Genomic DNA, 19,199 nt, shown 5'->3' with positions numbered 1-19,199 from the left:
CGGCTCTTCCGTGCTCGGAGCCCCATCGGAGCTCGGTTTTGCTCGACTGTCGCTCGACTTTTTCGCGCTCGTTGATCGACTTTTGTCGCTTTCCGGCGCTCTCCGTCCGTTCCATCATCGCGCACCGGCCCGCGGCGCCGGTCCCGGCCCCTCCCGTTCCGCGACAGCGAGCTATACAGCGTACGGTGGAGGGTCGGCGTTTTCGCGCCGGCGGGTGCCGCACCGCACCGCGCACCCCTCGCACCCGGCCCGGTGACCGATCCGCCACGGGCCACGCACGTTGGAGATCGACCAGGATGGACGCCGCAGCGCGCCGCCCCGCGGCGGCCGGCAGCCGGCCGCGGTGGTGGACGGAACTGCCACTGCTCGCCCTCGTGTACGCGGCCTACTCCGCGGGCCGGCTCGTGGCCCGGGGTGACGTGCACGCCGCCACCGGGCACGGAGAGACGATCCTGCGGTGGGAGGAGCTGCTCCGGATCGATCCGGAGCGCGCGCTGAACCGTCTCTTCACCTCCACGCCCGCCCTCGGCATACCCGCCGACTTCGCGTACGCCTCGCTGCACTACCTGGTCACGCCCGCCGTCCTGATATGGCTGTGGCACCGGCGTCCCGCGCACTACCGGACGCTGCGGACGTGGCTCATGCTGGCCACGCTCATCGGGCTGATCGGTTTCACGCTGCTGCCGACCGCGCCGCCGCGCCTGCTGGACACGGGCAGCGGGTTCGCGGACACCATGGCGCGGTTCTCCTCGTACGGCTGGTGGGGCGACGACGCGAGCGCGCCGCGCGGGCTCGGCGGCATGACGAACCAGTTCGCGGCGATGCCCAGCCTCCACGTGGGGTGGGCGCTGTGGTGCGGGGCGGTCCTATGGAAGCACGGCCGGTCGCGGGCGACGCGGGCCCTCGCGGTGGCGTATCCGCTGGTCATCGTCCTGGTGGTGATGGGCACGGCCAACCACTACCTGCTCGACGCGCTCGCCGGTACGGCCGTGATGGGGCTGGGCCTGCTGCTGACGCGCCCGGCGCTGCGGCTCGCGGAACGGGTGCGCGGGACGGGGGCCGAGGGCGGTTCCGTGTCGGCCGGGGCGGCGGGCACGCCCGCGGATGTCAGTGGCGGATGCGAGACTTCCGCGGGTGAACGTATTCCGCGACAGCCGACCCGCCGCGGCCGACCGACCGCCGCGGCAGCCGCCTCCGCTGCCGCAGCCGACGACAGGGCTGCGGCAGCGGCTCGGTGAGCTGCGCGGCCCCGGCGTGCGGCCGCGGCCGCTGGACGCCCGGGCGCTCGCCGCGCTGGCCGCCAACCCGGGCTGCCGCCGCCGTTCCCTGCTGGACGGCGCCGGGATCGACAAGGCGGCGCTCGCGAGCGCCCTCGGTTCGCCGGCACCCTTCGGGCAGTCGCAGTTCGCCCTGGCCCGGGGCAATTCGTTCGAAGCCCGGGTGAAGGCGGACGACGGCGCGGACCTGATGCGCCTGCTGCACGAGCGCATGGATGCCGGCGCGGCGGCGCCCGAGCCCGGCGGGGTCGCCGTCCCCGACCTGTCCGCCGCCGGTCCCGAGGGGCGTGCCGCCCGTACGGCTCTGGCCCTGCGCGAGGCCACCACCGCCGGCGGCTGGACACTCCTGGACCACCCGATGCTCACCCTGGAGGTGGCCGGGTCGCCCGCCTACCTGGAGCCGGACGCGGTCGTGGTGCATCCGGACGGCGGCTGGACGGTCGTGGAGATCAAGTCGTTCCCGATGATCGACGGTGCCGCCGACCCCGCAAAGGTGGGCGCCGCGGCCCGGCAGTCCGCGGTGTACGTCCTGGCCCTGGAGCGGGTGGCCGCCCAGGTGGCCGCCGCGACCGGCCGTACGGTGCCGGTGCGCGACCGGGTGCTGCTGGTCTGCCCGAAGGACTTCGCGAACCTCCCCACCGCCGAGGCCGTCGACATCCGCAAACAACTGGCGACGACCAGGCGCCAGTTGCGGCGCCTGACCAGGGTCGAGGAGATCGCCGGACAGCTCCCGCCCGGCACCACCTTCGACCTCCGGCTCGCGGACGACGGCAGGACGGTGACGCGCTCCGCCGAAGAGCTGGCGGAGGCGGTGGACGCGGTCGACGCGGCGTACGCGCCGGAGTGCCTGGCCGCCTGCGAGCTGGCCTTCCACTGCCGTGGGCGGGCGCGCGCGGCAGGCGCGGTGGAGTCGCTGGGCCGCGGGGTGCGCGGCGAGCTGGGCGGGCTGCGTACGGTCGCGGAGGTGCTGGCGGCGGCGGGTGCGGAGTGCGGGGCGGGTGCGGACGGTCGTACGGGTGGGGGCGGTCGTGCGGGTGCGGATGGGCGTACGGGTGCGGACGGCCATACGGGTGCGGATGGGCGTACGGGTGCGGAGGGCCGTCCCGGCGCGGATGGCCATGCAAGTGCGGACGACCGTACGGATGACGAGCGTACGGGTGCGGATACGGGCGGCCAGGCGCGTACGGACGGCGGGGCGGGCACGCCCGGTCTCCCGAGTGCAGGCTCCCCGGGCTCCCCCGACGCCCCCGACGCTCCGGACGCATTCGATGCCCTCGGTGCCCTCGGTGCCCTCGACATCCTCGACGCCCCCGCCGCCGAGGCCCTGCGCCGTGCGGCCGCCCTCCGGGCCGAGGCCCTGGCCGCGGCCCGACGTACCCGCGCGGAGGAGGCCACATGTCGTTGATCGAAGTCCTCGCCAGGATGGAGGCCGCGGCGGCGGGTCGGGCGCAGCCGCTGGCCACGGTCCGGCACCGGCATCTGTCCGAACGGCCGCTGGTCTTCGTGCCGTTGACGACCGCGGGCGAGGCGGGCGCTCCGCTGGGCGCGCTGGTCGGCACCGACCGCGAGAAGCCGCTGCTGCTCGCCGTGCCCCAGCCGCGCGACCGCGACCTGCGGTTCGCCTTCCTCGCCGAGCTGGCCGAGACCGTCCTGCCGTACGTGGACGGTTACGCGGACACCGTCGAGCTGGAAGAGCGCAAGGAGACCGACCCCGAGACCGGCAAGAAGGTCCCGGTCGAGGTCGAGCTGTGCACGGACGCGCCGCAGGTGATCGTGCCGAGCGCGGCGGGCGTGGAGTACGTACGCCTGTTGGGCCGGTCCATGCGCTTCCGGCGGACCGCCGAGCAGGAGCCGGACACCCCGCATCCGGCACCGCCCCATGTGCCGCTGCTCGGCCGCTGGTTCACGCACTTCGGCGAGCGGGCCCGGGTGCCGGGCGCGAGCCTGCTGCTGCCGATGACCGGGCTGCTCGCGCGCCACTGGGCGACCGGCCAGAGCAACCTGGAAGATCAGCACCTGGGCGCGCTGCTGGCCTGGATAGACCCGCCGGAGGGCGAGCACGGCGCGGTGGCCGCGGAGCGCGCCGAGACCGCGCGGGACGCGGCCGGCCAGCTGCTGTGCCCGCCGGCCGGTCCCGCCACGGACCCGGCCTTCGACAACAAGCGCCTCGCCCCGGCGATGGCCCGTTACGACGCCGGGGTGCCCGGTGCCGAGGACGAGATCCGCGATCTGGTGGAGAGCCAGCTGCGCCCCACCTGGGACGCCGTGTGGCGGGGCGTCGACCTGCTGCGGGCCCTGCCGGAGGGTGCCCGGGTGGCCGGCCGCTGGAAGCGCGACCGCTGGTCGTACACCTCCCACCGCGACCGGGTACGGGCCGGTGAGCCGCCGCAGCCTAAACGGGACGACGCGATCACGGCCGCGCAGAAGCTGTCCTCCCGGGAGACCGCCCAGGCACAGCTGGACGCCCAGGAGGCGCTGGACGACCCGCTGGTCATGGCGGCGCGGCGGCTCGCCGGTGAGGCGCTGGTGGGCGAGGTGACCGGGGTCGAGATGGCGTATTCGCAGGGCAAGCGGCCGATGCCGCGCCCGCTGGTGACGCTGTGGACGGACGACCGGCCGCAGCTGGCCGAGGGCGACAAGCTGTACCGCCCGCTGCCGGACGGGAAGAGCCAGCCGGCGGAGTTCGTCGCGTACACGGCGGACGGGCCGCCGGGCGGTCCGAGCGAGTCGGGCGGTCCGAGCAAGCCGGGCGGTCCGAGCGAGCCGGGCAGGCCGGACGAGCCGAGCGAGCCGGGCAGGCCGGACGGGCCGATCGGGCTGGTCGTGCGGCTGACCGGTGGCATGGGGCGTGGCAAGACCCCGGAACCCGGGTCGGTTCCCGAGCCCGGTGACCAGGTGTGCTGGACCCTGTTCGAACACCAGCCGCGGGGCGGTCCGGAGCTGCCCGACCCCGAGGACACCCCGTGGACGCACGGCGGCCCGCCCGCCGCCGACGCCGGCGCCCCGCCCGTGGACCTGCCCGATCCCGTCACCGCGGAGGACTTCCTGTGACCGAGGCCCCTTCCGCCTCCGAGACCCCTTCCGCCCCCAAGGCCCCTTCCGCCTCCAAAGCGCCCGCCTCCCCCGAGGTGCCCGCCGCCCGGCGGCCGGACGGCGCCGCGGCCTTCGACCCCGGCGCGGCGGCGGCCGAGGCCACCGACGCGGTCGTGCACAGCACGCTGCACGGCTCGCACCGCGGCGTCGTCGTGGACTCGCCGCCCGGCGCGGGCAAGTCCACGCTGGTGGTGCGGGCGGCCCGCGAACTGGCCGCGGCCGGACGCCCGTTGATGATCGTCGCGCAGACCAACGCACAGGTGGACGACCTCGTCCTGCGCATCGCCGAGAAGGACCCGGAGCTGCCGGTGGGACGGCTGCACAGCAGTGAGCCGGGCGCGTTCGACCCGGCGCTCGCGGAGCTGCCCGCCGTCCGTACGTCCGCCAAGATCACCGATTTGGCCGGGCTGGACATCGTCGTCTCGACGGCCGCCAAGTGGGCGTACACGAAGGTGGACGAGCCGTGGCAGCACGCCATCGTGGACGAGGCGTACCAGATGCGCTCGGACGCGCTGCTCGCCGTGGGCGGGCTGTTCGAACGAGCGCTGTTCGTGGGCGATCCGGGGCAGCTGGACCCGTTCAGCGTAGTGGGCGCGGACCAGTGGGCCGGGCTGGCCTACGACCCGTCGGCCAGCGCCGTGACGACCCTGCTGGCGCACAACCCCGGCCTGCCGCAGCACCGGCTGCCGGTGTCGTGGCGGCTGCCCGCCTCCGCCGCGCGGCTGGTCTCCGACGCGTTCTACCCGTACACGCCGTTCCGCAGCGGCACGGACCACGGCGACCGCCGGCTGGCCTTCGGGGTGCCCTCGGACGGCTCGGGCGTGGACCGGGTCCTGGACGAGGCCGCCGAGTCCGGCTGGGGCCTGCTCGAACTGCCCGCCCGGCACACCCCGCGCACGGACCCGGAGGCGGTGCACGCCATCGCGCAGGTGGTACGGCGGCTGCTGGACCGGGGCGGCGCGGCGACCAGCGAGCGCTCCCCCGATCCCGCGCCGCTGACCGCCGACCGGATCGCGGTCGGCACGGCGCACCGCGACCAGGCGGCGGCGGTGCGGACCGCGCTGGCCGGACTCGGCGTCAACGGCGTGGCGGTGGACACCGCCAACCGCCTCCAGGGCCGGGAGTTCGACGTCACGGTCTTCCTCCACCCGCTCTCCGGCCGCCCCGACGCGACCGCCTTCCACCTGGAGACCGGCCGGCTGTGCGTCCTCGCCTCCCGGCACCGGCACGCCTGCATCGTCGTCTGCCGGGCGGGCGTCGCGGAGCTGCTGGACGAACACCCGTCGGCGGAACCGGTCCAACTGGGCGTCACGGTCAAGTTCCCGGACGGCTGGGAGGCCAACCACGCGGTGCTGGCGCACCTGAACGAGCATCGGGTGGCGTGGCGGCCGTGACCGGGGCGTTGTATCCCTCGCTTGGCCCGGCCGGTGGACGTTGCCCCGGCCGGCAGCCCTCGGCATGCCCGTCGTGACCGACGACGCGCCGCCGCCTAGGCGAGAACGCGGGATCCGTCCCGCGTGACGTTGTCGAGGATCGTGCGCATCCACGGGCTGCGTACGGCCGGTAGCCGGACCAAGGTGTGCTGGAACGTTCCCCGGTCGGCCTGGAACAGGTAATGGGGGCGCGGCGGGAGCGGGTCGTCGCGGAGGACGTCTTGAGGCAGGCCGCCTGACGTGGGAACCGGCGAGTAGGGCTGGGGAGAGACCAGCCACAGCCACACCCCCAGCGGCAGGGGCACCGGGTACGCCGCCGATGTGGCCGGGCCGGCGGGGGTCCAGGTCCGGCCCGTCTGGGGGTGGACCGGTACGAGGAGGATGTCAACGCCCGCCTCGGGGAGAGGTTGTCCCGGCCCGGCCAGGACGGCGCGCCGCGTCGGCGGGCCCGCGGGCAGCAGGGTGTCGAGGGCGCGTTGGAACACGTCCGCGGTGAGACCGTCGGGGACCTTCACCGGCTGCCCTTCGGAGGCCACCAGCAGGTGGGCGAGCGCCTGGCCGGCCGCCGCCTCCCAACGCGGACTCCACGACCAGAAGTGGCTCTGCCCGAGCCGTCCTCCCCATGTGGCAATCGGCTCGAACGGAGGCGTGCCCTCCCCCCGCTCTGCGAGCACCATCCAGGAGAACGGCGCGGCCTGGGCACCGTCGACGAGTACGCGGCGCACGGCGTCCGGACTGAGCAGTACCGCCTGCCAGAGCGAGCAGTCGTCGACCCTGGTCGCCACGGACAGGTCGCATGCTTCGCAGGCCATGTTGGGCCCGTCGGCTCCGTCGAGGCCACAGCAGGCACCGCTGCGCTTCTCGGGGACGATGCGGGTCCCGCGGATATCACCGGGCGCGGTGACGATCGCCCCGGGCGTGCCGTCGGACAGGCCGTGGACCGGCGCGTAGATGCCGCGCGCCGCCGCCTCGCCCGGCTCGATCTCGTCCCACATGCGCCACGGCCCTCCCCAGGGTTCCGGGTCCACGGCGAACGTCCCCGGCTCCATGAGCACCGGGAGCTGGATCCCGTTCCCGTACTTCTGACGGGCATGGGCCGGAAGGGACACCTGGGACAAGGGAACGGTCAGTTCGGCATCGCACCGCGCACAAACGAAAACGTACAAAGGCCCTCTCCATAGGGAACACCCGCATCGTCGCAGCTCGACGGCGGCCCACCAACGTGTTTTGGCATCCGTGACGGACTCCGGCACGGAGCCTGAACGCAGCGTGGGCGAAGGCCGGCCGCCGTTTCCGACGAACCCGAGCGGCTCGGTCCGGAAAGGCTGCCGTCGTCGCCGGAACCAGCCGACCCGGCAGCGCTCGCTGCCCAGCACGGCGCACTTTCGCCCTCGCGCGCGGCGTACGGTCGTACGGTGGCGGTGCAAGGCGCATCGTCAGGCGCGCGTCGGGTGATGCGCCGTGCCCGGCCGGACGGGCGCGTCCCCGGGCGCACTTGCGCGGCGCGGGACAATGGAACGCGGCACACGATCCAGGAGGTACGTACATGTCCGAGCCGCAACCGGCTCCCGACCCGCGCGGGACGGCCTCGGCGCCCCGGCGCCTGAAACCGGCTCCGCTGCTCTTCGAGCCTCCGGAGGCCACGTCCGACCCCGAGCACTTCTTCGACCTGGAGTCCATCGAGGACCCCAAGGAACTGCTCGCCCGCGCCACGGAGCTGACGCTCGCCTTCCGCGCGGCGGCGGACCGGGCCACGGAGTTCCAGGCGATGGCGGCGGCCCAGCTCGCCGACCCCAAGCGCTTCGACCGGCTGCCGCTCGCCGTGATCGCGGAGCGCGCCGACTGGACCGAGGACTACGCCGCGAAGATGGTCGAGTTCGGCCGCGGCCTGCTGCGCAGCAGCGGCGGCAACCGCCTCGACCCGACGGACTGAGAACCGGCAACCGGCCGGAACCGGGGAGCCGGCACCCGGCCGGAACCGAGAGCCGGCACCCGGCCGACTCCGAGCACCGGTACTCGACCGGGAGCTGGTATCCGACCGGGAGCTGGTATCCGATCGGGAGCCTGTACCCGATCGGTCGGAAACCGGTAGTGACCCGGAAGGGCCCGGAAGCCGGTACCGCCCCGGACGCGATACCGCCCCGGGCTCCCATACCGACCCGGACGCCCACACCGCCCCGAACGCCGATACCCCATCAACACACCCCCGGACCTGCCCGGCCCATGATCGCCCCTATTGATCATGGGCCACTGGCATATGCAGGCGCGGAAACATACCCCACACCGCCCCGTCCTGTCCCGATTTCAGCCATTCCGCAGAAACGGAACACCGCCTACCGGTAGACCTGGGCCCATGAGCGACTGGCCCTTCGAGCACCCCCGCCGTCCCGCCTCCGCCACGTTCCACGCCGCGTCGTACGTCACCCTCGCCGGCGCCGACTGGCTCGCCTCCGCCGACCCGTGCCCGGAGAGCGTGCACGCCCGCTGGGCGGCCTGCCCGGACGCGCCGAGCACGCTCCCGTGCGGCACCGTCTTCGACGTGATCAACGCGCCCGCGCTCTTCGGCCGCGACCTGGTGGACCGGTTATGGACCGCGGGGCCCGGGTCCGGGCCCGTCGCCACCCACCGCGGCCGCATCCTGCTGTTCGCCGAGCCCGGTACGGCCCGGCGGCTGCCCGCCCTGCTCGGCTGGGAGGAGTGGTCCGGCTCCGTACCGCCGCTGCTCTGCCACGGCGCCGGCGACGCGGTGACCGTCCCGCCCCTCTTCCCGTACCGCCCCCAGCGGCCCGACCCGCCGTACGACTCCCCCGACACCCTCTCCGGCGCCCTCTCCGGCACTCCCACCGGCACCGCCGCCCCGGAGACCGGTCACCTGGGAGCCGATCACCCGGAGACCGATGATCTGGCGGCCGACCCCCCGGAGGCCGATCCCCCACACCCCCTCCCCCCGGACGCCACCTCCCGCTGGCTGGTCGCCCCCGACGTACGCCATCCGTGGCTCCCCGGCCCCGGCACGCTGCTCTGGGCCTGCATACGCGCTGCCCGCCGCGTCCACACCGGCGGAACCGAACCCGCGGCCGACACGCCCGGCAGCTCCGCGCCGGCCCTGTGACCAGCGCCACCACCACCGTGGCGCCCCTCGGCACCGCCCCGGAGGGCCCGCCGCACCCCGCTCACGCCCGTACGGCACCGGCCCCGCTGAATCGATTTTTGCGCGACCCGATCAGGATGCTAATGTTTTCCACGTCAGCAGGCGCCGCTAGCTCAGTTGGTTAGAGCAGCTGACTCTTAATCAGCGGGTCCGGGGTTCGAGTCCCTGGCGGCGCACCGACAGAAGAAGGCCCCCACCTCGGTGGGGGCCTTCTTCGTGCGCTCGCGGGCCCGCGCTCGCGGGCCTGCGCTCGCGGGCCACGGCCTCAGCTCCGCCCGACCTTGACCGTCCAGTCCCCCGCGGACGACCGCCCGTACACCTGTACCCGCACCCCGTCCTCCGCGACCTCCAGGCTCTCCCCCTCGCCGAGCGGCGCATCAGCGAGCTGCGGGTAGACGGAAGTCCCCCAACACGCCTCGGTACCGGGGTGGCCGTCCAGGACCTCCACCGGACCGCTCCCGGACGCGGCCTCGCTGCGTACGCGGTAGACCAGCACGCCCTCGGCGCACACGTCGCGGTCGTTGCCCACCGCGCCGCGCGCCTCGACGGCCAGCGCGCTGCGCGGCCCGGTGCGCACCACCAGCAGCCGCGACCGCCGCTCGTCGCCCGGCTCCATGGGAGCCGACAGGGGCCGCAGCGCGTGGACGGCGTCGCGCCGCTCCCTGGTCAGGGAGACGCACGTCACCTGGCGGCCGCGCAGCCAGCCGAGCTTCCACTTGTGCCAGCCGAAGGGGTCGGGGGCCAGCCCGAACTGGCTGCCCATGAGATCCCAGTCGCCGACGTACGTGTCCCAGTCGCCCTTGCCGTCCCGGGGCCGGTGGTAGAGGTCCGGCAGGTCGAAGACGTGGCCGGTCTCGTGGGCGAGCACGTTGCGGTCCGGCGGGCTCTGCTCGAAGACGGTGACGAACCGGCTCAGGTCCGCGTCGTCGGCGTGCAGCGGCCGGTCGAGGTTGACGACCTTGGTGGCGTCGGAGTCGACGCCCGGCGCGTCCGGGTCGGCGACGAGGTAGACCACGTCGTAACGGCTGAAGTCCACCGTGCCGTCGGCGGCGGCGACGGCGTCGCGCAGGTAGGCGCCGCGGCGGTCGGCGTCCCAGTCCCGTCGTATGCCGTACGAGCCGGAGATCTGCGGCATCCGCACCCAGCGGCGCTGGATGTCGGGGCGCAGCGCGAAGCGGCCGTACGAGGCGCGCTCGAAGAAGCGGGAGGTGGAGGGGAAGTAGTCGGCGGCCAGCTCGCCGGGGTCGGCGACCGGTTCGGAGTCCGGGAAGGACAGGAAGACCATGACGGCGTCGAGGGTGCGCACGGGCCGGGGATAGGCCCGGTTCCAGGTGTCCAGCCCCTCGGAGTGGTGGGCGTCGGTACGGGCCAGCGCGCAGGGCAAGGCCCCCTCGGACGCGGTGGCGGGGCCCGTGATGACGGAGGTGGCTATGACCGCGCTGAGAGAGGTGGCCACCGCGGCCACCCGGCGCAGTACGTGGCGGTCGACCTCCGGAGGTTGCTGGGCGCGCGGCACATCGACCTCCCAGTACGGATTCGGGGCACCTTCACCACTTTGTGGCGATTCGCCGTTATCCGTCCTGTTCCGGGGCCCCAGACGAGTGACCGGCTCAACTCCCCGCCCCGTAACGGAAAGTCACTATCGATCGTTGACCGGATACGCATGAACACAGCCGGAAGGAAATGGCCAAAGTTCCGCCATGGGTGCCGATGATCACGGTTACGTCGCTGGATAGGCCCTTGCGCCAGCCTCTATGATCGCCACACTTTCCAGCGCGGATTCCCCCCTCCATCACGAGACAAGCGCCATGCGGGAGCGAGCAGTGAGCGGATACCCCGGCGGCACGGGCCGCGCGCCCGGAACGACGCTCTCCGCGGTGACGGAGCGTAATGAACCGACCAATGAACCGGCCGCGGGCCAGGACGACGCGTCCGGCCCCGCACATACCGTCGGCGCCGACACGGCCGACGGCCCCGCCAGGCCCGGCGGGCGGCCCGGTCCGCACGGCGAGCGGGCCGCGCGCGGACGCGGCGAGCCGGACGCCGGCGACGGCTCCGCGGCCTCGCTGCGCGACTACCGCGCCGCCTTCCAGGCCGCCCACGTCCCGCTGGCCGTACTGAACCGCGACGGCCTGGTCCTCGCGGCCAACCCCGCCTTCGGCGAACTGGTCGGCGCGGCACCGGACGACCTGGTCGCGGCGACCGCCGCAGACCTGACCGAACTGGGCACCGACCCGCGGATCTGGGCCGCCTACCGGGAGGTGCTGCGCGGGCACAGCGACCGGCTGCGCTGCACACGGCGCCTGAAACATCCCGACGGGCAGTTCCTGTGGGCCGAGGTGACGGTCGAACCGCTGCCGGACGAGGACTGCGTCCTGCTGTCCGTGGCGGACATCAGCGACCGGCACGACCTGCTGGCCCGGCTGCGCCACCTCCAGATGCACGACCCGGTGACCCGGTTGCCCAACCGCGCGCTGTTCTTCGAGCGGCTGGCGGGCGCGCTGGAGTCGGCCGCCTTCGAACAGCACGGTACGGGCCGGGTCGGCCTGTGCTACCTCGACCTGGACGGCTTCAAGGCCGTCAACGACACCCTCGGCCACCGGGTCGGCGACCGGCTGCTGAGCGCGGTGGCCCAGCGCCTGACGCACTGCGCCGAGAACCCGGACGGGCGCGGCGCGGTGCGCGGCGGGCACGGCGGGCACCTGGTGGCGCGGCTCGGCGGTGACGAGTTCGCGCTCCTGGTGGAGGACTCGGCCGGCACCGAGCAGCTCGCCGAGCTGGCCCAGCGGGTGCTGGACGCGCTGCAGCGGCCGTTCGACCTGGCCGGGCAGCGGCTGTCGGTCTCCGCGAGCATCGGCGTCGTGGAGCGCGCGGCGACCGGCACCACCGCCACCGGCCTGATGCAGGCCGCGGACACCACGCTCTACTGGGCGAAGGAGGACGGCAAGGCCCGCTGGACGCTCTTCGACCCCGAGCGCAACGCCCACCGGATGACGCGCCAGGCCCTGTCCAGCACGCTGCGCCCGGCGGTGGACCGCGGCGAGTTCACGCTGGAGTACCAGCCATTGGTCGGGCTCGGCGACGGGCGCGCGAAGGGCGTCGAGGCGCTGGTGCGCTGGCGGCACCCGCAGTTCGGCACACTGTCGCCGAATCGGTTCATCGGATTGGCGGAGGAGAACGGCTCGATCGTCGAGCTGGGCCGCTGGGTGCTGGCCCGCGCCTGCCGCCAGGCCCGCGCTTGGCAGCTGGCCCGCCCCGGCGCCGAACCGCTGTTCGTCAGCGTGAACGTCGCCGTACGGCAGATGTGGGACTCCGACCTGGTCGCGGACGTGGCGGGGATCCTCGCCGAGACCGGGCTGCCGCCGGCCCTGCTCCAGCTGGAGCTGACCGAGTCGGCCGTGATGGGCTCGGCCGGGCGCCCGCTCCAGGCGCTCCAGGCGCTCAGCGAGATGGGCGTGCGGATCGCCATCGACGACTTCGGGACCGGGTACTCGAACCTCGCCTACCTCAGCCGGCTGCCGGTCTCCGTCCTGAAGCTGGACGGCTCCTTCGTCCGCGGCTTCCGCTCGCAGGAGCACCCGAACCCGGCGGACGAGACGATCGTCGAGGCCCTGGTGTCGCTGGCGCACCGGCTGGGCCTGACGGTCACCGCGGAGTGCGTGGAGAGCGCCGAGCAGGCGGAACGGTTGCGCCGTATCGGCTGCGACACCGGGCAGGGGTGGCTGTACTCCCGCCCGGTGCCCCCGGACCGGGTGTGCGATCTGCTGGGGGCGGCGCGGCCCGGCGCGTAACGGTGTTCGCGGGGGCGGGCGGACCGGCGCGCTCCCCCGCCCGCTCCATCGCATCCGCCCCCGCTCCGACGCATCCGCCCCGCTCCGGCACGCCCGCCCGTAGGGCAGCCCCTCTTACGCCTCCGGCAGCCCGTAGGCGTCCGCGATCAGCTCGTACGAGCGCAGCCGGGCGTCGCCGCCGTGCGCGTTGGCCGTGATCATCAGCTCGTCGGCGCCGGTGCGCTCGGCCAGGGCGTCCAGGCCGGTGCGTACCGCGTCGGGGGTGCCGTGGACGACGTTGGACAGCCAGTTGTCGACGAAGTCGCGCTCCATCTCGCTGAAGGGGTACGCCGCGGCCTCCTCCGGGCCGGGGATCAGCCCCGGGCGCCCGGTGCGCAGCCGGATCATGGACAGCGCGCCGGTGAGGACCTGGCGGTACGCCTCCTTCTCGTCCTCGGCGGCGAGCGCGCCGACGCCGATCAGGGCGTACGGCGCGTCCAGGACCGCCGAGGGCCGGAAGGACTCGCGGTACAGGTCCAGCGCGGGGATGGTGTTCGCCGCGGAGAAGTGGTGGGCGAAGGCGAAGGGCAGGCCCAGGCGGCCGGCCAGCTGGGCGCTGAAGCCGGAGGAGCCGAGCAGCCACAGCGGCGGCCGGTGCGCCGACTGCACCCCGCCCGGGGAGGTGGCCTGGACCGGGCCGGGGACCGCGTGGATGCGGCTGTACGGGTGCCCGTCCGGGAAGTCGTCGTCCAGGAAGCGGGTCAGTTCGGCGAGCTGCTGGGGAAATTCGTCGGCGCCTTCGCGGAGGCGGTCCGTACGGCGCAGTGCCGCGGCGGTGGCGCCGTCGGTGCCGGGCGCCCGGCCGAGGCCCAGGTCCACCCGGCCGGGGGCCATCGCCTCCAGCGTGCCGAACTGCTCGGCGATCACCAGCGGGGCGTGGTTGGGCAGCATGACGCCGCCGGAGCCCAGCCGGATGCGGTCGGTGTGCGCGGCCAGGTGGGCCAGCAGCACCGCGGGGGACGAGGAGGCCACGCCGGGCATCGAGTGGTGCTCGGCGACCCAGTAGCGGTGGAAGCCGCGGCGCTCCGCCGTGCGGGCGATGCCGACGGCGGTGCGTACGGCCTCGGAGGCGGTGTGCCCGGCGCCCACGGTCACCAGGTCGAGCACGGACAGCGGCACCGGCGCGGTGCCCCGGGCGATGCCCCGGATCCCGTCTCCCGGTGTCCCCTCGGTGCCCCGGTTCTCGTCGGTGCCCCGGATCTCGTCGTGGTCGCCGCTCACGGTGCGGGCCCTCCTCGCGTCGCTGGTCTGCCGCGAGAACAACCGGAGAGATTCTCCGGTTATTCCCGGGCGCGCGAGGAAGGCCCTCGGCCGCCCGCCGTCACCCCACGGCGGACGGCACCGGCGCCCCGGCGAACAGCGTGCCCAGCGCCGGGCACACGACCGTACGGTCCAGCAGCCGCAGGCCTTCCCAGGCGGTGACCTGGTTGGCGGTGAGCACCGGCTTGCCCAGCGCCGCCTCGACGTCGGGGAGGTGGGCGGCGGTGTGCAGGGCGGTGTCGGGGAGCAGCACCGCCTCGGCGTCGGGGTGGTCCCCGGTGCGGGCGAGCAGCAGGACCTCCTCAAGACCCCAGGTGCCGACCTCGGCGGCGGTGATGATCCCGCTGCCGCGCGTCGAGACGACGTCCGTACCCGCGGACTTCAGGAAGGCCCGGAAGCGCTCGGCCACGTCGTCGGGGTAGGTGGCGGCGATGGCCACCCGTTCCGCGCCCAGGGCCCGGACGGCGTGCGCGAAGGCGAAGGACGTACTGGAGGCGGGCAGGCCGGCGGTGGCCGACAGCTCGCGCACCTGCTCGTGGGCGCCCTCCCAGCCGAAGACGAAGCTGGCGCTGGTGCAGGCCCAGACGACGGCCTCGGCGCCGCGCCTCTTCAGTTCGCCGACGCCGGCGGCGAGGCGGGCGGCGGAGCCCATCTCCAGCAGGGCGTCGACACGGTGGGCGTCCTCGCCGATGTCGGTGTGGACGAGCGGCAGGCTCAGGCCGTTGCCGAGGAGGGTCTCCAGCCGGGGGTAGTCGTCCTCGGCGGAGTGGCCGGGGTAGAGGAAGCCGACCGTGGATGCCATACGGGTCTCCTGACTGAGGGGGTGCGGGTGGGGGTGGGTGCTGCGGCGCGCGCGCCGTCACGGGCTCACGTGCGCCGGGTGCGCGAAGGGGCACGCAGGGGGCGGCATCCGCCGGGAAGCCGCCCGCGGGTCTCAGACCGGCGTCGCCGGGCCGGGGTCCTCCGGGGGATGAAAGGGCGGTACGTCCCGTCCGTCGGCCGGCCCGTCCTCCGGCGAAGGGACCGCCGACCCGGCGAACGCGGCCTCGGGAGGGCCGCCGCGCCTCGGTATCCCGGCCCCTTCCTCCGGGGCCCAGGAGGCGGTCATGGCGGCCGGTCCGCGTCTGGCGACCGGGTCCACCAGCGCCTGGTACGGGCCGATCGCGTCGGCCCCGATGGCCCGCAGCGAGGCCCACATCGTGACCTGGTTGGCCGACAGGACCGGCATCCGCAGCTCGGCCTCCAGCTGCGGGATGACGTCGTACGTCGGCAGGTTCGTGCAGCTGATGAACAGGGCGTCGGCGGCGCCGACGACGGCCTGGCGGGCCATGTCGACGACGTCCCGGTACGGCACCTTCCAGATGTGCCGGGTCAGTCCGAGGTAGGCGCGGCCGGTGACGGTGACGCCGGCCTCCCGCAGATAGTCCTCCAGGGAGTCGGTCACCGATTTGGTGTACGGGGTGACGACCGCGATCCGCCGTGCGCCGATCTCGCACAGCGCCTGGAGGAGCGCGCCGGAGGTGGTGAGCGCGGGGCGCCGTTCCCCCGCCTGGGTCATGGCGGCACACATGGCGCGCTCGCCCGCCACGCCGCCGACGAAGCTGCCCGAGGTGCAGGCGTACGAGACGACCTGCGGCGATACGGCGCACAGCGCCTGGACGGCGGCGTGCAGCGTCTCGTGTTCACTGACGAGGCGGGCCAGGTCGAGGCTCACCTCGACCGGTACGAAAGGGGTTCGGGTGAGGTGGAGGGACACATCGTCGGGGACCCAGCGCCACAGCTCGCGGTCCAGGGCGAAGTCGAACGGAGCGACGACACCCACACCGAGCTGAGGCTTCGGTCCCCCCAGAAATGAGACGTCCATGATGCCCCCAGAAGAGCGAAGGGCTGGTAAGGGCAAGGCCATTGGCCAGGGGTTTGATGCGACCGGCACAAGCCGGGGACGTCGGGACAGAGCCGTTGTTGACACGGTAGTTACGACTTCTTAGCGTGGTCAATCCTCGCATCTCAGGCATCTGTCGGCGCCTCTTGTCAGTTAAAGGGGCTTACGTTTCAGAACGGTTTCTGGCCTATGTCCGAAAGCACCGTCCTTGTCCTTGGCTCCGACCCGCCTCCGAAGCTGGACCGGCTCACCGGCCGCGCCCGGCTGGTGTACGCCGACGACACCACCCTGGCCGACCAACTTCCCACCGCCGACGTGGTGTTGGCCTGGGACTTCACCTCCGACGCGATCCGGAAGGCCTGGCCGGGCGGCGGCCCGCGACCCGTTTGGGTGCACACCGCGAGCGCGGGCGTGGACCGGCTGATGTGCCCGGAGCTGATCGCGGACGAGACCCTGGTGACCAACGCGCGCGGCGTCTTCGAGCAGCCGATCGCCGAGTACGTCGCCGGCCTGGTGATCGCCATGGCCAAGGACTTCTACGGAAGTTGGGAGCTCCAGCGGCAGCGGCGCTGGCGGCACCGGGAGACACTGCGGGTGGCGGGCAGCCGCGCCGTCGTGGTGGGCGCCGGGCCGATCGGCCGGGCCATCGGACGCATGCTGCTGGCACTGGGTGTCAGGGTCGAGCTGGTCGGGCGGCGGGAGCGCACAGACGATCCTGACTTCGGCCGGGTGCACCCGAGCGCTGCCCTGAACGGGCTGCTGGGCACGGCCGACTGGGTGGTGTGCGCGGCGCCGCTGACGGCGGAGACCCGCGGCATGTTCGACCGGGCCGCCTTCGGCCGCATGCGGCAGCGGGCCCGGTTCATCAACGTGGGCCGCGGACCGCTCGTCGTCGAGGCCGACCTGGTGGCCGCGCTGCGCGAGTGGCGGATCGCGGCGGCGGCGCTGGACGTCTTCGAGCACGAGCCGCTGACCGCGGACAGCCCCCTGTGGGACGTGCCGCACCTGATCGTCTCGCCGCACATGAGCGGCGACACGCTGGGCTGGCGGGACGCGCTGGCCGAGCAGTTCGCGGACAACTTCGACCGGTGGGCGGCGGGCGAGCCGCTCACCAATGTGGTGGACAAACGGCTGGGGTACGTACCGGGCTCCTGATCTTCCGGGACCGTGGGAGGCCGGGTGTTCACGAAGGGAGGTCGGGATGGCCGAGGTGACGGAGCTGGCGGACTGCACGGCGGAGCGGCTGGTCGCGGGGTACGCGGCGGGCGAGTTCTCGCCGGTCGAGGCGGTGCGGGCGGTGATCGAGCGGGCCGGTTGGGCGCAGCGGCGGGTGAACGCCTTCACCCGCATCGACGCGGAGGAGGCGCTGACCGCGGCGAAGGAGTCCGCCGAGCGCTGGCGGTCCGGGCGGCCCGCCGGGCTGGTGGACGGCGTGCCGGTCACGGTCAAGGACCTGCTGCTGACCCGCGGCGCGCCGACGCTGCGCGGGTCGCGCACGGTGCGCGAGGAGGGGGCGGTCTGGGACGCGGACGCGCCGTCGGTGGCGCGGCTGCGTGAGCACGGCGCGGTCTTCGTGGGCAAGACGACCACGCCCGAGTTCGGGTGGAAGGGCGTCACGGACAGCCCGCGGCACGGGGTGACGGGCAATCCGTACGACCCGTCCCGGACCGCGGGCGGGTCCAGCGGCGGCAGCGCGGCGGCCGTGGCGCTCGGTGCCGGGCCGCTGAGCCTGGGCACGGACGGCGGCGGGTCGGTCCGCATCCCCGGCTCCTTCTGCGGGATCTTCGCGCTGAAGCCGACGTACGGGCGGGTGCCGCTGTTCCCGGCGAGCCCGTTCGGGACGCTGGCGCACGTCGGGCCGATGACCCGGGACGCGGCCGACGCGGCGCTGCTGATGGATGTGATCACCGGCTCGGACTGGCGGGACTGGTCGCAGCTCGCGCCGCCCGCCGGCTCCTTCCGGGAGGAGCTGACGCGGCCGGTGGCCGGGCTGCGGGTGGCCTACAGCCCGTCGCTGGGCTGGGACGTGCCGGTACGGCCGGAGGTCGCCGCGGCGGTACGGCGCGCCGTGGACCGGCTGGCCGCGCTGGGCGCCGAGGTCGAGGAGGCGGACCCGGGCATCGCGGACCCGGTGGAGGAGTTCCACACGCTGTGGTTCAGCGGCGCGGCCCGGGTGGTGCAGCACCTGAGCCACGCGCAGCGCGAGCTGCTCGACCCGGGGCTGAAGGAGATCTGCGCGGAGGGCGCGCGGCGCAGCGCGCTGGACTATCTGGCGGCGGTGGACGTGCGGATGGCGCTGGGCCTGGCGATGGGCCGCTTCCACAGCACGTACGACCTGCTGGTGACGCCGACCGAGCCGATCACCGCCTTCGAGGCCGGGGCCGAGGTGCCGGCCGGGTCGGGGCACACCCGCTGGACGGGCTGGACGCCGTTCACGTACCCGTTCAACATGACGCAGCAGCCCGCCGCGACCGTGCCGTGTGGCGTGGACGGGGACGGGCTGCCGATCGGGGTGCAGCTGGTGGGTGCGCGGCACGCCGACGCGCTGGTCCTGCGCGCCGCGCACGCCCTCTACGCCTCGGGGGCCGCGGAGCTGCCCGCTCCTCCTACGCCCGGCGGAAGTTGAGGGTCTCCCCCAGGGCACCGGCGCGCCACAGGTCCTGGCAGGCGTCGGCCATCCGGTCCAGGCCGTCCACCACCGAGCCCCACACGATGCCCGGCACCCAGCCCGCGTCACCGTTGATCAGCAGGTTGTTGCGTTCGTAGAAGAGCGCGAGGTCGACGACGGTGGCCCGGCCCTGGTGCTTGGCCTCCCGCTCGTAGCCGTACGAGGCGGTGCCCAACTGCGTGTCGCTGAAGGTGAAGTAGCACAGGTCGCCGGGGATGGGCGTGATGGTCGGGTTCTCCAGAGGGGGTTCCTCCGGGGCGAACGGCGGGACGAGGGCGTAGATCTCGTTGCGGGCGTACTTGGCGTGGTAGACGTCGCCGCCGAGCGGCAGCGCGTTCCAGACGGCTTCGCAGGTGACCGGCGCGCGGTCGTCGAGCAGCTTGGCCGTGCAGCTCACGCCCCGCTTGTCGAGGGAGACTTCGATGAAACGGTCGACCATTTTGCCTCCTTACGGTGCTTTGCGGACCCATGGTGGACCAGCGGACGGCGCGATGCACACCAGGGCGGCGGCGCGCCGCGCGGCACCGGAGGAACCCGGGCCGTGGGCGTGAACAAGCCATAGCGGAAGGGGAGTTACCACCTCCGAACGCGTGTCGCAGGCACGC

The 19,199-nt window shown here is 74.0% G+C and carries 14 protein-coding genes, 1 tRNA gene and 1 pseudogene; 10 read left to right on the top strand and 6 right to left on the bottom strand.

Annotation, left to right across the window (positions count from 1 at the left end; all coding sequences use genetic code 11):
* Nucleotides 1–296 precede the first annotated feature (296 nt).
* The 4 genes and pseudogenes from CP973_RS06755 (at nucleotide 297) to CP973_RS06740 (ending at nucleotide 5,764) form a co-directional block, all read left to right on the top strand.
* Nucleotides 297–1,238, top strand: coding sequence for a phosphatase PAP2 family protein (locus CP973_RS06755; RefSeq protein WP_150238448.1), 942 nt, complete (start codon nucleotides 297–299; stop codon nucleotides 1,236–1,238).
* Nucleotides 1,135–2,316, top strand: a pseudogene (locus tag CP973_RS06750) (hypothetical protein); the annotation flags it as partial. The gene CP973_RS06755 and the pseudogene CP973_RS06750, both read left to right, overlap by 104 nt.
* Before the next feature lie 356 nt (nucleotides 2,317–2,672).
* A complete protein-coding gene (locus CP973_RS39880) occupies nucleotides 2,673–4,328 on the top strand; it encodes a hypothetical protein (protein ID WP_167538275.1) in 1,656 nt (551 codons plus the stop codon).
* A 77-nt stretch (nucleotides 4,329–4,405) separates the two neighbouring features.
* Entirely contained in the window at nucleotides 4,406–5,764 is a 1,359-nt protein-coding gene (locus CP973_RS06740; RefSeq protein WP_150243210.1) for an AAA domain-containing protein, read from the top strand.
* A gap of 95 nt (nucleotides 5,765–5,859) precedes the next feature.
* Here the strand turns inward: CP973_RS06740 and CP973_RS06735 are convergent, their stop codons facing one another.
* Nucleotides 5,860–6,969 carry a hypothetical protein gene (locus CP973_RS06735; RefSeq protein WP_150238444.1) on the bottom strand — a complete coding sequence of 370 codons (1,110 nt, stop codon included), beginning with the start codon at nucleotides 6,967–6,969 and terminating at the stop codon, nucleotides 5,860–5,862.
* Between the two features lie 380 nt (nucleotides 6,970–7,349).
* Between CP973_RS06735 and CP973_RS06730 the strand changes: the two genes are divergently transcribed.
* The 3 genes from CP973_RS06730 (at nucleotide 7,350) to CP973_RS06720 (ending at nucleotide 9,130) form a co-directional block, all read left to right on the top strand.
* A complete protein-coding gene (locus CP973_RS06730) occupies nucleotides 7,350–7,736 on the top strand; it encodes a hypothetical protein (RefSeq protein ID WP_208853139.1) in 387 nt (128 codons plus the stop codon).
* Nucleotides 7,737–8,156: 420 nt separating this feature from the next.
* The gene (locus CP973_RS06725; RefSeq protein WP_150238442.1) at nucleotides 8,157–8,915 is read left to right on the top strand and encodes a hypothetical protein; all 759 of its coding nucleotides are present in this window, start codon (nucleotides 8,157–8,159) and stop codon (nucleotides 8,913–8,915) included.
* Between the two features lie 141 nt (nucleotides 8,916–9,056).
* Nucleotides 9,057–9,130 (top strand) — tRNA-Lys (locus tag CP973_RS06720).
* Nucleotides 9,131–9,219: 89 nt separating this feature from the next.
* Here the strand turns inward: CP973_RS06720 and CP973_RS06715 are convergent.
* A complete protein-coding gene (locus CP973_RS06715; RefSeq protein WP_150238440.1) occupies nucleotides 9,220–10,470 on the bottom strand; it encodes a M6 family metalloprotease domain-containing protein in 1,251 nt (416 codons plus the stop codon).
* A gap of 292 nt (nucleotides 10,471–10,762) precedes the next feature.
* On the opposite strand from CP973_RS06715, the gene CP973_RS06710 reads away from it, so the two are divergent.
* Nucleotides 10,763–12,745 (top strand): putative bifunctional diguanylate cyclase/phosphodiesterase, encoded by a 1,983-nt coding sequence (locus CP973_RS06710; protein ID WP_425281941.1) that lies wholly within the window; start codon nucleotides 10,763–10,765, stop codon nucleotides 12,743–12,745.
* A 114-nt stretch (nucleotides 12,746–12,859) separates the two neighbouring features.
* On the opposite strand, the gene CP973_RS06705 is transcribed toward CP973_RS06710, so the two are convergent.
* From CP973_RS06705 to CP973_RS06695, 3 genes are all read right to left on the bottom strand, one after another.
* Complete coding sequence (locus tag CP973_RS06705; RefSeq protein WP_150238438.1) at nucleotides 12,860–14,005, bottom strand: LLM class flavin-dependent oxidoreductase; 1,146 nt, start codon at nucleotides 14,003–14,005, stop codon at nucleotides 12,860–12,862.
* Nucleotides 14,006–14,105: 100 nt separating this feature from the next.
* A complete protein-coding gene (locus tag CP973_RS06700; protein WP_150238436.1) occupies nucleotides 14,106–14,846 on the bottom strand; it encodes a maleate cis-trans isomerase family protein in 741 nt (246 codons plus the stop codon).
* 132 nt (nucleotides 14,847–14,978) lie between these two features.
* Nucleotides 14,979–15,908: a maleate cis-trans isomerase family protein gene (locus tag CP973_RS06695; RefSeq protein ID WP_150238434.1), complete on the bottom strand. Its 930-nt coding sequence runs from the start codon at nucleotides 15,906–15,908 to the stop codon at nucleotides 14,979–14,981.
* A gap of 207 nt (nucleotides 15,909–16,115) precedes the next feature.
* On the opposite strand from CP973_RS06695, the gene CP973_RS06690 reads away from it, so the two are divergent.
* Nucleotides 16,116–17,081: a D-2-hydroxyacid dehydrogenase gene (locus tag CP973_RS06690; protein WP_150238432.1), complete on the top strand. Its 966-nt coding sequence runs from the start codon at nucleotides 16,116–16,118 to the stop codon at nucleotides 17,079–17,081.
* Nucleotides 17,082–17,127: 46 nt separating this feature from the next.
* Nucleotides 17,128–18,552 (top strand): amidase, encoded by a 1,425-nt coding sequence (locus CP973_RS06685; RefSeq protein WP_150238430.1) that lies wholly within the window; start codon nucleotides 17,128–17,130, stop codon nucleotides 18,550–18,552.
* On the opposite strand, the gene CP973_RS06680 is transcribed toward CP973_RS06685, so the two are convergent.
* Nucleotides 18,533–19,033: a DUF3830 family protein gene (locus CP973_RS06680; RefSeq protein ID WP_150238428.1), complete on the bottom strand. Its 501-nt coding sequence runs from the start codon at nucleotides 19,031–19,033 to the stop codon at nucleotides 18,533–18,535. The genes CP973_RS06685 and CP973_RS06680 overlap by 20 nt on opposite strands.
* Between the last annotated feature and the right edge of the window lie 166 nt (nucleotides 19,034–19,199).

Source organism: Streptomyces albofaciens JCM 4342, assembly GCF_008634025.1.
Lineage (GTDB): Bacteria > Actinomycetota > Actinomycetes > Streptomycetales > Streptomycetaceae > Streptomyces > Streptomyces albofaciens.
This window is presented reverse-complemented; position numbering and strand designations above follow the sequence as displayed.